General features: G+C 33.9%; 8 protein-coding genes. All 8 read left to right on the forward strand.

Features of this window, described 5'->3' with window-relative positions:
- The first annotated feature begins 14 nt into the window (after positions 1 to 14).
- The 8 genes from AA0017_RS22380 to AA0017_RS22415 all read left to right on the forward strand — a co-directional run bounded on the left by AA0017_RS22380 (position 15) and on the right by AA0017_RS22415 (position 15,264).
- Positions 15 to 1,607, forward strand: coding sequence for a response regulator (locus AA0017_RS22380; protein WP_413378188.1), 1,593 nt, complete (start codon positions 15 to 17; stop codon positions 1,605 to 1,607).
- 444 nt (positions 1,608 to 2,051) lie between these two features.
- Entirely contained in the window at positions 2,052 to 3,077 is a 1,026-nt protein-coding gene (locus tag AA0017_RS22385) for a hypothetical protein (RefSeq protein ID WP_413378190.1), read from the forward strand.
- 14 nt (positions 3,078 to 3,091) lie between these two features.
- Entirely contained in the window at positions 3,092 to 7,057 is a 3,966-nt protein-coding gene (locus tag AA0017_RS22390) for a DNRLRE domain-containing protein (RefSeq protein WP_413378192.1), read from the forward strand.
- A gap of 857 nt (positions 7,058 to 7,914) precedes the next feature.
- On the forward strand, positions 7,915 to 8,850 hold the full coding sequence (locus AA0017_RS22395) for a carbohydrate ABC transporter permease (protein ID WP_413378194.1): 936 nt from the start codon (positions 7,915 to 7,917) through the stop codon (positions 8,848 to 8,850).
- A gap of 14 nt (positions 8,851 to 8,864) precedes the next feature.
- Positions 8,865 to 9,707 carry a carbohydrate ABC transporter permease gene (locus AA0017_RS22400; RefSeq protein WP_413378196.1) on the forward strand — a complete coding sequence of 281 codons (843 nt, stop codon included), beginning with the start codon at positions 8,865 to 8,867 and terminating at the stop codon, positions 9,705 to 9,707.
- 96 nt (positions 9,708 to 9,803) lie between these two features.
- Positions 9,804 to 11,138: an ABC transporter substrate-binding protein gene (locus AA0017_RS22405; protein ID WP_413378198.1), complete on the forward strand. Its 1,335-nt coding sequence runs from the start codon at positions 9,804 to 9,806 to the stop codon at positions 11,136 to 11,138.
- A gap of 191 nt (positions 11,139 to 11,329) precedes the next feature.
- Positions 11,330 to 13,066 (forward strand): sensor histidine kinase, encoded by a 1,737-nt coding sequence (locus tag AA0017_RS22410; RefSeq protein ID WP_413378200.1) that lies wholly within the window; start codon positions 11,330 to 11,332, stop codon positions 13,064 to 13,066.
- Between the two features lie 80 nt (positions 13,067 to 13,146).
- A complete protein-coding gene (locus tag AA0017_RS22415; RefSeq protein WP_413378202.1) occupies positions 13,147 to 15,264 on the forward strand; it encodes an alginate lyase family protein in 2,118 nt (705 codons plus the stop codon).
- The last annotated feature ends 31 nt before the right edge of the window (positions 15,265 to 15,295 follow it).

The following is a 15,295-nucleotide window of genomic DNA, read 5'->3' on the forward strand; positions in this document are numbered from 1 at the left end:
AGGGGGTTTAATGAATGTATAAAGTAATGCTTATAGATGATGATGTGCCTGTACTAAAATATTTAGAAAAACTAATAAAATGGAATGAACTCGACTTAACGATTTGTGCTTCAACTTATTCTTCTGTAAAAGCACTTTATCTTTTTACTGAAACACTTCCTGACATCGTAATATCTGATATTGGATTGCCGCAAATGGATGGATTTAAATTAGCACAAGAATTTAAAAAAATAAAACCAGACATACGAATGATTTATCTTACATGCCATGAAGAGTTTACTTATGCTAAACGCGCCTTTCAATTAGCCGCCGATGATTATTTAATAAAAGATGAGTTAACGTCTGAACAACTAGAGAGAAGTCTCAAAAAGGCTATAAAAAATTATAAAAGCTCACCGGAATATTTGTATTTATGGGATACGATCCATAAAAATAGAGATGTATTAAAACAAACGATAATAGATGATCTTCTGAAAGGGAGGTCTTTTAGTAATATTGTAAATAATGCAAAGAGGTTAGGAATAGAGTGGAAGTATCATGATTTCCTTGTAGGCATGTCTTATATAAACCTCTCGAACTTACCACAAGCCTTTAAGCCTCAAGATTTTGCTATTATTCAATATTCTATTTTAAATATTGCCGAAGAGCTAGCCAAAGACGTAGATGGATTAACACCGTTAATGGACAAAAGTAATAATATATATTTTATTCTTAATTTCAAGCGAAGGCTCTCTAGAAAAATAGTAGATGAATTTATACAATATTTAGGTGATTTACAAGAGGAAATAAAAGCATGTTTAAAAATAGACATGACGTTTATATATAGTGAAAAAGTGGTTACGAGTACTCAATTACAAGAGGGAATTTATCACCTTATTGAATCTAAATATTCCAATTTCTATCAGGGGGAGTCTATTTATCTTCTATCTGATAAATATAAAAATGAGTGGAATTATAACTCGGATTTAATATTATCTTCTTTTGAAAGCGTTTTAATTAAGGCGTTTGAACAAAAAGAAAAGCTAGAAGTGATTAGAATAATAGAAAATTTAGCGTCTATCTCCATAAAGAAGAGGATTAATCCTGAAATCTTTAATGAATGTATCATTCGATGGATTCGAATGATAGAAGGAAAAACACATTCCTTACTAAATATCGAAGAGTTTATTTATTGTATACGACATTCCATCACACAAAAAGAAGTAATTGACCTTTTGAAAAACAAAATGGAGGAATATTTTACGAATTGTAAAGCAAAGAAATTAGAATCTAATAAAGAACCAAAATTACAAGAAATAGATCAACATATAATGGATAATTTATCACAAAATATCAGATCTGCAGATATGGCTAGATTACTTTTCTTGAACCCTAGTTATTTTTCGCGCTATTTTAAAAGTTTGTCAGGTGAAAATTTTACAGATTATATCCATCGCTTTAAAATGCAAACAGCAGAAAAAATGCTAAGAGATAATAATGGTGGGATTGAACTTATAGCAAGTAAGCTTGGTTATTCTGATCGAACCTATTTCTCTAAAATTTTCAAAAAACATACAGGTTATAGTCCAGGGGAGTATATGAAAGAGAGTAGGAATCGAATGGCTTAGTTAATTTATAATTGAATAAGGACTTAAGACATTTAAGAAAACATCTGATAAATTCCCAGTGTTTTCTCTTTTTTTTTGCAAAAATCGAATTAGAGCTTATGAAATACCTGAAATTTCCTTATTCTAGACGGTTTTTTAGTTCTACGGCCTAATTAGTATAAAAAATGCACAAGTTAGCAAGAAGATTACACATGAAAGATAACCGTTTTATATTATATTTTCTAAATAAATAGTTTGAAAGCGGATTCAAAACAATGTAGATATTCTTAAGATGAAGAAACTTCGGTTGACCTTTAGTTATGAGCATTTAGTGAGACTTATTTTAGGGGGGATGCGATGTTTAGATAGGTGGCTTAAATTAAATGGAAAGAGAAAAGAAGGGACGTAAGAATACTAATTGTTAGGATGGTTATGGGACAAAATGCTTTTAAGAGGTGTAACTAGATGGGAATAAAGACTAGAAAAATCAATCAGCCTTTTTTAAAAACGGGAATTTCTATCGTATTAATCGTACTTACATCTTTTTTAATCTTAACAAAAGGGGAATCGACTAATCAGATTTATTTAATGTCAATTGACGGTATTCATATACCAGAAGAAGAATTTAGAATGTTTGTTCAAGATGAAAAAGCGGCAACCGCAAGTTACTTTTATGAAAAGTATGGAGTAGGAGATAGTGAGTATTTTTGGGGAACGGAATACGGTGGAGAGAAACCAATAAGTGTTGCGAAAAAAAATGCATTAGAAAAGTTATTAAAAGTTAAAGTAGAACAAGAATTAGCTGTACAATACGGTGTCTTAACTAATTCTCATTTTCAAACAATTACGGAAGCGATCCAATCTGAGAACAGTATGTATGGGGTTGAAGAGTTAAATGTTTTTCAAGAATACATGGTTTTTCATAGTAAAGTGTTTTTGGATACATTAGCGATTTTTAAGAGAGAGACGGCAAGTGTAGAAGAAGATAGAATGATGGAATTTTATTATGAAAATAAAGACCGTCTATTTCTGGAACAAACTGATGTTGAAGCATCGATAATTAGTTTCACTTTGAAAAACGGTGAAGAGCAAGTAGTAAACGATATTATTCATTTATTACAATCAAATGTATCAAATGAAACTTTGTATAAGAGATACGGGGAACAATACGAGTTAAAAATTGCTGAAAAGCATTATGGCAGTCAGGAAGGAAAAGATGAAAATTCTTCCCCACTTGATCAAATGCTCAAAGACCAAGCATATCAGCTTCAAGTTAACGAAGTAAGTGAACCGATAATCAATGGAAATCAATATTTTCTTCTTGTTGCAAGAGATAGAACAAGTGGTGGAATAAGTCAGTATGAAGATGTGAAGTTTTTTATTGAGGATCATTTAAAAGAAGAACAGTTTGCAAAAGTAATAGAGGAAAGCATCCAAGAGGCGATAGTAGAAATAAACGATATTGCTTTTAACCAATTAAATATGGAATAAAGGGGAGTAATAGAATGAAATATTTCGGTAACACTTTATTTATGTTTTTAGCTTTATTATTGGTTATTCAAAGTATAAGTTTAAATGAAACTAGCATTGCAAAAGCGGAAGAATCAACGTTAGTTGTTCCGATAAAGGCTGATGCTCTGTATGGAGCAACCGTTAGAGGGGGAAGTCATCAGAATTCTTCAGCGACTATAGGATCTAGTACTATACCACGAGAAATCTTAGAAGCGAAATGGGCTGGAGATAGTAGTTTTAGTAGAAGAAGTCATCTTGAGTTTGATGTGTCACCTTTTAGTGATTTAGACTGGGATAATGTTACAAATATAAAATTGAATTTATACTTACATGAGCATTCAGGGGCAGGAAAACAAGATACGATTCAATTTTATAAAACGGAGAAATCGGTTTTAAGTGAAGAGAATTGGACATGGAATAACACTTCAGATTTAATGGAGAATGCAACTCTAATTGGAGAGCAATTATTTAATGAAACAAGTGAGGGAACATGGGTAGAGGTCGATATTACAGATTTAAAGGATGAATTAATAGAAGAGGATAATCTAGATTTTTCTATAGCTATGTATCCAAAACAACGAGATGATCAAGGCGGAATTAGATTCTATTCACAATATCAAGGAAATGGAAATTATACGCCTTATCTAACCATTTTTCAAGGTGAATACGTGGATATTGTGCCACCGAGCCTAAGTGTAGATGGGGTATATGACGGACAAAGAGTAGGTTCAGAGACTTTTACATTTGAAGTAAATGCAACGGACAATTATGATGAGAATCCCTCTATCATTATAAAAGTGAATGGAGAATCTCAAGCTGGAGTAAATGGACAAAATTCTGTAACTCTTCTTTCAGGGCAAAATACGATAGAAATAGCTGCGACTGATGCTTCGGGAAATCAATCAGAGGTCAAAGTTTTTACTGTTATATTGGAACGGACAAATACATTTCAGGTTATCGCTGATAGTTTTACAGATGTGAGAAGTCCTAATGTTAATTTTAATTTGTCTGATGAAAAAGGCGGTTTACAATTAAAAACAGCTCAGAGTGCTAATACAACAAGAAAAGTCTATCTTTCATTTGATTTATCAGACAATGAATTGCCTTATATAAAAGAAGCGGGAATAATACTTCATGTATATGAATTAATGGGCAATGATAGAACAAGTGAAATTGTGAATATATATGAAATAGAAGATTTTGATGAAGATACAATAACTTGGAATAATGCACCAGCTAACGGTAAAAAAGTGGCAGAGGCAAGTTATGAAAGACTAGGGCACGATGAAATGGTAAGTTTAGATATTACGAGATATATAAATGAGAAGCTATTAAGTGAAGGTAGTTTAGAACGTCTAAATTTTGTATTGGAAGTTGAAAATGGGCATGACCAAAAGGGTGCACATTTTACGAGCAAAGAAAAGTCATCTGAGCTTGCAGCAAGAGTGAAATTAGTCGAAGGAGTACCTGAGCCGACAATTGAAGTGACAGGAATTGAAGATGGAGCTATTTATACAACCGGTAAAATAGAGGATGTATCAGTTATAGTTAGTTCAATCATGGACGAAAGCACTTTAGAACTTACTGTCACAGTAAATGATCAAGAAATCGTAACGAAGGGGAACAATTTATATGATATCCCTTTAAGCTTAGGGCAAAATAAGATAAATATAAGAGTCACAGATGAATTTGGGAACAATGTGGAAAAAAGTTATACAGTAACAAGTTTAGAACATCAAGAGGCTCAGACTTTTTATGTGGATAGTCAACTTGGGAATGATAGTAATGATGGTTTAAGTGAAGGTACACCATGGAAATCGCTTGAGAGACTTAATTCTGTCCATTTTCAACCAGGTACTACGATCTTATTCAAGCGTGGCGGAGTATGGAATGGACAATTTAGACCAAATGGATCTGGGACGTTAGATAATAAAATAATTGTTGATGCATATGGTGAAGGGCAAAGTAAGCCGATTATTAACGGAAATGGGATTTCGAATTTAGACACAGGAAATGCTATTCCAGAAGGAGCGATTCATCTTTATAATCTATCTTTTTGGGAAATACAAAATTTAGAGGTAACCAACAATGGTGAATCAATCAATGATGCCAGTAGAGCAGGGATTATGGTCGTATCCGGAGGTCACGGGATTGTTGAACATATTCATTTAAATAATGTGTACGTGCATAATGTTAATTCTGGAACAAATGCTCAGAAAATTTCAGGTGGGATCATTTTTAGAGCGGATACCATTGATGAAAAAGGAAATATAACCGGTGTAGAATCTAGCTTTAGAAATATTCTTGTTGAGAATTCGCATGTAAAAAATGTGGCAATAGAAGGTTTACGTACAAAGACATATAGAAATGGCCAAGATACTGGCAATATAAAGAACCATGATGTTGTCTTTAGAAACAATCTCATAGAAGATATCTTCGGGGATGGAATTGTCATATCGGAAATGGCTTCCGGTGGATTAGTAGAAAAGAATATCGTTCGAAAGCATAGTAATAATCAAGTTAATAGAAATTATGCAGGGCTATGGTTATATCAAACAGACGGAGTCATAATCCAATATAATGAAGTTTATGATGGTGTAAATGGATTTAATGATGGAGAAGCTTTTGATTTTGATATTGGAGCCACGAATAATATCTATCAATATAATTACAGCCACAATAATAGAGGTGGTCTACTCTTAACAATGTCCAGCTCAGGTCCTGGAAATATTTTTAGGTATAATGTTAGTAAGAATGATGGTAATGGGGAAGAAATATTTTATGTTATGAATGACCGTACAAAAATTTATAATAATACAATCTATATTGGAGAAGGAGTTGAAGTTGAATACTTTATCAATGACAGCAATATTGCTAACATGTTCTTTCAAAATAATATTTTACTCGTCGATGGAAAATTAGATAAATTTTCTAGAAATTCAGATGATTTCGATGCTCCTAATATGAAGAATAATTTAATTTATCCAGAAAGTATCTTGGAGCTTCCCGGAAGTCCTAATCATTTTGAAGGGCTTGTTACAGAAGACCCTAGGCTTGTAAGTCCAAATGCTGAAAATGAAATAATGGATACGTGGACTGAGAGTATTTGGAATAAGAACCTCTCCAATTTTAAATTACAGGAAGGTTCACCTGCAATTGATGCAGGGACAATTATTGATAATCCTGGCCAACATGATATTTTTGGCACCCCTCTTTATATCGATAAACCAGATATTGGTGCACATGAATTTGTTAAAGAAATTCCTGGAGATGAACTACAGCTTGAGCAATTAATTGAATTAATTCATTTAGCAAGTGCCAAGGACGAAGCTAAGTATACAGAAGAAAGTTATGAAGCACTGCACCAAGCGATCCAAAAAGGAAAGGCTGTCTTAGAAGGAGACGACTCAACACAAGAAGAAGTGGACGAAGCTGTCAGAAGCTTAAAAGAGGCCTTAAAAGGGTTAGAGGAAAGAGAGCCAGAAGAGCCAACAGATCCAGAAGTAGATAAAAGCGAATTACAAAGTTTACTAGAACAAGCAAGTGCCAAGGACGAAGCTAAGTATACAGAGGAAAGTTATGAAGCACTGCAACAAGCGATTCAAAAAGGAAAGGCTGTCTTAGAAGGAGACGACTCAACACAAGAAGAAGTGGACGAAGCCGTCAGAAGCTTACAAGAGGCTCTAAAAGGGTTAGAGGAAAGAGAACCAAAAGAACCACAAGAACCACAAGAACCACAAGATCCAAAAGATCCAGTAGACCCGAGAGAACCGGATGTAGATAATTCGGAATCACCGAAGTTTAATGAAAAGGAAATAGTACAAAAACCTGCTACAGATAATAAAGGGCAACTACCTAATACAGCAACCAATTATTATCATTTACTTATGGTGGGAGGAATCATTTTAACTTTAGGAGTGGTGTTATTTTATTATAGAAGAAAACGATTGGTTGAATAAAAATTCTATGATTAATTAAGAAACTATATATGTCTACTTTAGAATCGAGCACCATTCATCGCCATCCACTTTGGTTCTAATAAATTGATAGAATGAGGCCGGGACAAAACCACTAAAAAAAGAGTTAGATGACTAGAAATGACGGTCATCTAACTTTTTTAATGGAAATTACTTATATTATATTACAAAAGGAATGAGAAGATTTATCCTCTATCTTAGTGGATGAAAACATGCGGAGACTCCCGTGCGAAGTAGTGGCAAAGCCGAAATCCGCTAGCTAAGCTAGCTAGTTCGGCGCCACCCCACAGGACGCGGAGGCTACTGAAAAAGTCTCAACATCAACTTTTTCTTAAAAAAAACAAAGGCTATTACCTTTTTATGTAATAGTCGTTTTATAGGCTCAAACTGTTTTTTCATAATCCAAAACGGAGCGAGCGGAATGCCCGGAGACTCCTGCGGGAAAGTGGGTGACGGGAAACCCCACAGCGATGAGCGAGGAGGCTCCCGACTCACCCGCGGACGCGTAGGGCATGCAGCTCGCGGAGTATGGCAAACTCATGTAACCATAATTTAACGCGTAGACTGTTTTTCAGTGGCCTCCAGGACGCGGAGCATGATTTTCGGGAACGGTGGGTAGAACGCTTTTCAAATCAGAACAGAGTTTTGTCCCAGCCTTTACTATTTTTTTGAATCAGAGGAAATTCCAAAATAATTAATGATCAAATCACAGTAAAGAAGACCGTACTTGGTAAAAATATTGCACACACAAGTTTAAATCGTCAATCGGGATTCGAAAGAAGAGACTATAAAATAACATTATATTGAATTTATATTAAAGAAGATCGAGGTGGGTTTATATGGAAATAAAAAGACAGGATGTGACTGAGAAGCCACTCAATAATAAGAAAAAACCTTTTTGGACCGTTTCTCGTAAGGAGTCATTAAGTGGTTATTTGTTTATTGCACCAGAATTTATTGGAATAGCACTATTTGGGATTTTCCCACTACTCTTTTCTATGTATTTAAGTTTCACAAGATGGAATTTAGTTGGGGGAGTGGAGGCCATTGAATTTGTTGGTTTAGATAATTTTAGGTTTATGTTTCAAGATGAGGTTTTTTTTCAAGCATTAAAAAACAATTTTATGTATTCTCTTTTCTACGTTCCATTTAGCATTGGGATAGCACTCCTAATTGCGGTCCTCATTTCTTCGGTCTATTTTAAGGGATTTTTTAGAGCGGCTTTCTTTATTCCTTATATTTCGACAACTGTGGCAATCGCTATGGTATTTTCAGTATTATTCCATCCTTCACTTGGTGTGGTCAATAATATTCTTAGCACTTTAGGTGTTGAAAATCCCCCAGGTTGGTTAGGTAGTACGAATACGGCAATGTGGGCAGTGATTATTATTGGTGTCTGGCAAGTGATTGGGTACAACGTTGTCATTTATATAGCAGGATTAACAAATGTTTCTCGTGATTTATATGAGTCAGCTCAGATAGATGGAGCTAATCCAATACAGCAATTTTTTCATATTACCATTCCAATGCTTGGGCCAACAACTATCTTTTTAGTCATTACTTCTATTGTTGGGTCTTTTAAGGTCTTTGATATTGTCGCTTTCTTAACGGGCGGAGGGCCAAATAATGCAACAAATGTACTTGTCTACTATATCTATGAAGAAGGTTTTCAGAATTTTCGGATGGGCTATGCATCGGCTTTATCTTGGGTCTTATTTTTTATCATAGCAATTATTACAGTTATCACGGCTAGATTACAAAAAGATAAATTTTAAAAGGAGGTACCTATATGTTTAATAAGAGAAACAAAATAGATATAAATAAATTAATTAGAACCATTCTTTTAGGGTTATTGTCATTTCTATTTATTTCGCCATTAATTTGGATGGTTTCGGCAGCATCAAAGGTGGAAAAGGATGTTATGAAATTTCCGATTGAATGGATTCCAAGTGAATGGAATTTGATTCATAACTTTAAGGAAGTATGGTTTGGTGCAATCCCTTTTGATTTGTATTATTTTAATTCCTTTAAAATAGCTTTAATATCCACTATTTTAACTTTGCTAATCTCATCTATGGCAGCCTATTCATTTTCGAAATTAAACTATCGATATAAAAATGTCCTCTTTGTATTCCTAATGGCGTTTTTCTTAGTACCTGCAGAGACTACTTTAGTTCCTAGGTTTATTCTTATAAATTGGTTAGGTTTATATGATACTCATTTCGGACTTATACTCATGTTAGGCTTTTCCATTCCGATTACTTTTTTAATGAGACAATTTATGCTTGGGATTAGTACTGAATATATTGAGGCGGCAAAAATGGATGGTGCTGGATATTTCAGGATATACTGGCAAATCATTATTCCAATGGTAAAACCGATTTTGGCAACAGCTGGAATCCTTAAATTTATTTGGTCATGGAATGATTATCAAAATCCTCTTATCTTCTTAAGATCAAATGAATTATATACGGTTACCTTAGGGATGCAGTCTTTTGCTTCTGAGTTCGGGACAAACTATGCAGTCATTATGATGGCGGCGGTTTCGGCGATTTTACCACTAATCATAGTATTTGTGATTCTTCAAAAACATGTCATAGATGGGATCACAATGGGTGGGGTAAAAGGGTAGACAAAATTCTGCACAACTAACTAAAAATATTACACATACCAACTAAAGGCAATCCATTTATAATACATTTGAAGTTAAAAAAAGGGAGGTTTTTATATGAAAAGATTATTAGCAAACACTATCATTTTGTTATTGGCATTTGTAGTAGTAGCTTGTTCATCAAATTCAGATACAGGAAATGAACAGCCAAGCAGTACAGATGATGGGGCAAATGAAGGGAACGAAGAATTAGTAACGATTAATTATTATACTTGGGAAAGTGGAGCTTTAGAAGAAACAATCAATAAAAAGATTGAAAATTTTGAGAGGGATAATCCGAATATTAAAGTTGAATATGAAGCTTTAGTACCGAGTAATGATACATTAGAATATTATCAACAACTTGATATTTTAACAGGGACAGGACAAGCGATTGATGTAGTAGCTTTTTCTCATGTCGATTTCTTAGTTGAACGAGCGGCACGGGGTGTATTAACACCTTTAGATGAGTTTTTCCAAGAAGATAATATTTCTCCAGATGATGAATTTTATATTGTTCCAGAATATGAAGGAAGTACGTATGGGGTTCAAGATTTATCTCAACCGTGGTTTGTAGCGATAAATAGGGATTCACTTGATGCGGCAAATTTACCAATTCCTGAGTGGGGTTGGACTTGGGAAGATTTTCATGAATATGCAAAAGCATTAACAACAGAAACACAATATGGAGCTTATTTTCACACTTGGGGTGAATTCGCAGGTCTTCCTGCATACTCTGAGCTTGCACACCCTTACTTAACAGAGGAAGAAGCAGCGGTCTTTAATCATGAAGTCTTTACCGATTTCTTTGAATTACGTCGTGAGATGGAACAATCAGGTTCGGTTAAAACATTCCAAGATACGATTGCCGGTAATTTGCATTATGCTTCTGAATATTTCTCAGGAGAGACAGCGATGTTACCAATTGGTTCATTTTTTATCCCTTTACTTAAAGACGATTTCGAAGGCGACTTTCAGACGGTTATTGTTCCATTACCAAGATCTTCTGAAGCTGTAGAGGTTGGGGCTACTTATACTGGAGGGCATTATCTTGCTGTAGGAAATACTTCTGATTATAAGGAAGAGGCTTATAAATTTGCCCTATATATGGCCCAACAAACAGAAGTGATCACAGATTTCCCGGGTTCAAGAAATGTTGACCAAGATGAAGTCATTGAACTAATGATAGGGGACGCTGAAGATATTATTCATCGAGATTCCTTGACGAATACAGTTTTTAACGAAAATGTTTATATTCCATATAATCCAAATTATTCAACCGCCTATGCTAGTCAATTAAAGAGCATCTTAGAAGATGGTTTTAGTAGGTATATCCTTGATGGCGAGAATGTTGAGACTGTTCAAGAATGGATGGTTGAGAGAGTGAGTGAAGTTAAGGCTAGAGAAGAGTAAATGGAATCTTCTGTTGCTCATATCTGACATCACCCGTTAGAAATGAAACGATATTATTTCTTAAATAGTGAAATGAGCATGAGCCCTTTCTTAAATATTTTCTCAAGCTCATTTCTTTTTTTGTTAAGATATAGGTGAGACTAGCATGACTAAAGGGAAGTAGTGGATAAATTAAGGAAGGGGATAGAGTTGTGAAACAGATCTTACTTTTAACATTTTATAAAAAAATACAATTATCCCTCATTATCTTTATTTTAATCCCTCTTACTTTCGCCTTTATATTATCTTATTATTTAGTTCAGAAATCAGTCATTGAGAAGGTAGAGAATTCTAGGCAGAATCTTGTCGATATTATCGCAGCGGATATCAATAAAAATATTGAGGACATTATTTATTCTTCTAATTTATTTGGGAATCCCGGTAGCAGTATTTATGAAGATTTACAGAAGTTTAGTGATGTAACCGAAATTGCTACATTTGAAGATTATGCTCGATATATACGGATAGCCGATTTTTTGAATTTGTCTTTTGCGAAGACTTCTAGTTTAGATACTTATGTTTTTTTTACTAATAATCAAGGTTTATTCATCAATGGCGGATTTAACAACAAACATACTGAGACATTAAAGACTATTGTTGATTTAGAGCAAATCCACACCTTAAACCCCAATCAACAATATTGGAAAGGAACTTATCATTTAGATCTCCCGTCTTCCCTTGAACCACAGCCACTTTATTTTTCGGTGAGAACATTTAAAGATTTTACGACGGGACGAAATCTAGGTACTATTTTTGCTGGCATACCCAATAGTTATTTTGAACAACTTTTTTCTATCGATGATCATAATGAACTTATATTGTATAACGCTGATAGTGAGGTCATTTATAAGACTCCGCAAAAGTCGGAGAAAATCATTGGGAGCATATTTGAAATCAGCTCGACTGTGCCACATACTGATTGGAAAGTCGTGTATCGTTCTTCAAGTGAAGAAATAACTGGTGAAATTAAGACGATGGTCGGTTTTTATTTATTTGTTCTACTTGGTGGCTTCTCTATTTTTATGACTATCTCTATCTTTATTAGTAGATCGATATATAAGCCATTAAATATCCTCCAAAAAACAGCTGAAGAATTTGGTGATCATAATCTTCAAGTACGTTTTCCTGATAAGGGCAATGATGAAATCGCTTTACTTGGAATGACTTTTAATAAAATGTTAGACCAAATTAATCTTTTGATTCATAAAGTTAAACAGGAAGAAGAATTAAAGCGTCAATATGAACTTAAAGCATTATTTGCCCAAATCCGACCGCATTTCTTAATGAATACTTTAAATTCGATTAAGTGTAATTTGTTATTAAATGATGATGATATACACAGTCGTCAAGTTGATTCATTAATGCGGTTATTACGAGCGTACATGAAGGTGGATGAAGAAATACCAATAAGACAAGAGTGCGATTTATTGCTGAGCTATATAGAGATCATGGAGATGCGTAATGATTTGGATTTAAAATTGGTTATAAATATTCCGGAGAAATTAGAAAGAATGTTTGTGCCGCGATTAATCCTACAGCCTATTGTAGAAAACTCGATTTTACATGGATTTAATGAAGACATTCTTAATCCGCAAATACGTGTAAATGTTTATAGTATTGATGAATTTGTAAATATTGAAATTGTAGATAATGGAATCGGAATGACCGAAGATAAGATGAAAAGATTGATAACATCTCTCCATGAAGAAAATGTTAAGTTAGACCACGAAGATCATATAGGGATGAAGAATATATATAATCGACTAATCTTAACTTTTGGCAAGAAAGTATCACTCTATGTCCACCCTAATGAAAATAGTGGTGTCTCTGTTAGGCTTTCTATACCTATAGAAGAAATTAAATACCAATCAGAAAGTAACCAATGGTGATCTATCATTTGAATTTTTTGAATAAATAAATTCGTTGGAGTTTTCTTGAATGAAGGCAACTAGTAAAGGAGTAAATATAAGTGAATCATTTATTTAGCTTACTAGATTTAAATCATTCCTTACTTTTACAAATGAAAGAGGAAAACAGTAATAAAATGATGGAAGAAGCTATGTCTATTTTAAAAGGCTATTTTTCTAATAAACAAAACGTTGCTTTTTCAGATTCGGAAAAAAGAAGTTTATGTGTTTATTCGAAAGAGAACTTTCAAACAGAAATAGAACATGTAATGAACGTTTCTGAACAAGTAATAAATAAAACCTTTCTCTTTCAAGAGGCTTGGGATATGGAGAAAACTAATGTTCCAGTTACTTTTAATGAAAAGGTAGATTGGTGTCATATTCCTTTTGAAGATCATGAATGGACATATATGTTGAATAGACATCGTTATTTTATTCCACTTGGACAGTCCTACTTATTAACAGGTGATGAGAGATATGCTCAAGCCTTTTGTGAGCTTCTTTTAGATTGGATTAACTCTAATCCACAACCATGTACACTTACTTGGCGAACGATTGATGTAGGTTTACGAATAAGCAATTGGATAAAAGCGTTCGGTTATTTTAAGAAAAGCCCCCATTTTAGTCCAATTTTATTTGAGAAAATGATGCTCTCTCTCTACGAACAAGGTCAATATTTAGTTAATAACCATACAAATTGGAAAAAAATTAGCAATTGGGGTGTGATCGAAAATAAAGGCCTTTTTGAACTATCTTTGTTTGCCCCTGAATTTAAAAGTTCAAAGGAATGGCAACAGAAAAGTCTTGAGCGATTAAACAAGACTACACAGATACAAGTAATGAAAGATGGAATGCATTGGGAGCAATCACCGATGTACCATAATGAAGTACTTTTATGTTATTTAGCTGTTATTCATTTAGGTCAAAAGCATTTTATTAGTATAAGTGAAGAAATATCGACAACGGCAAAAAAAATGGCTTATGCAGATTTATATATGGCTAAACCCAATCATCATCAGCCGATGAAGGGGGATAGTGATAGTTTTGATATGAGAGATATTATCACAATGGCCGCTATTTTATTTAAAGATTCAACCTTAAAATTTGGAGGTTTTCCTTCTATTGATTTTTCAAATCTGTGGTTATTTGGGGTAGGAGGGATGAAAGATTATCATGCCTTACCTATTAAGAAACCGCAGGCATTATCTTGTGGATTTGAAGACTCAGGTAATTTTTTTATGAGCTCAGGTTGGGGAAAAGATGACTTATATTTATATTTTCACTGTGGTCCATTAGGTGGAGGACATGGTCATGCCGATTTATTCCATTTTGATATTCATGCTCATGGCAGAGATTTATTAACGGATCTGGGACGGTATAACTACAGTAATGATTACCCATTAAGAAGAGAGTTAAAAAGTGCGTCTGCTCATAATACAACACTTGTCGATCAGAAAGATTTTACGGAATGTATTGATACGTGGGGATTTGGTCGAATTGCTGAGCCTCTTTTTACGAAATGGGTAAGTGAAGCACAATTTGATTACGTAGAAGGTAGTCACAACGGTTATTTATATTTAGACGACCCAGTCCATGTAACGAGAAAAATTGTATTTGTAAAGCCCTATTATTGGTTACTGATTGATCAGTTTACATGTAAAGAAGAACATACATTTACTCAAAACTTTCATTTCTCTTCTTGTGAGATTTCGTTAGATAAAGAAACTAAGAGTTGTTCGACCCATCATATAGACGGTGGGAACCTAGCGCTCATACCATTAAATACGGCCCCATTAACTGTGACTATTAAAGAAAGTCTGATCTCGTATGAATATAATCAAGTTGCTCCAATCCAAGCAGTAAATTATGAACTGAAAGCGACTGGTTCATCTGCTATCATTCAATTCATCTATCCGTGGAAAGTGGGAGAAGAACAGAAGCCAACTATTAAGGAAGTTGAAATATTGAACATCTCCGGTAATTTAGTAGATAAAAAGGCGGCAGAAGCTTATAAATTTACTTTTCCAAATCTTAAGGAAGAACATGTCATATTAATTGGTCATCAAAAGCCTTCCCTTCATCAAATGTCCTATATTGTTGATGGTACACAAGTATTTGGTGAGATTGTACTCATTAAGAGAAAGGGTTTTGATGAAGAAATTATCGTGATTAAACATTAAGTAAATTTAATCTCTGAAATATAAAGGGAAA

Origin of the sequence: Alkalihalobacillus phoenicis, assembly GCF_047302405.1 — a bacterium.
Lineage (GTDB): Bacteria > Bacillota > Bacilli > Bacillales > Bacillaceae_D > Alkalihalobacillus.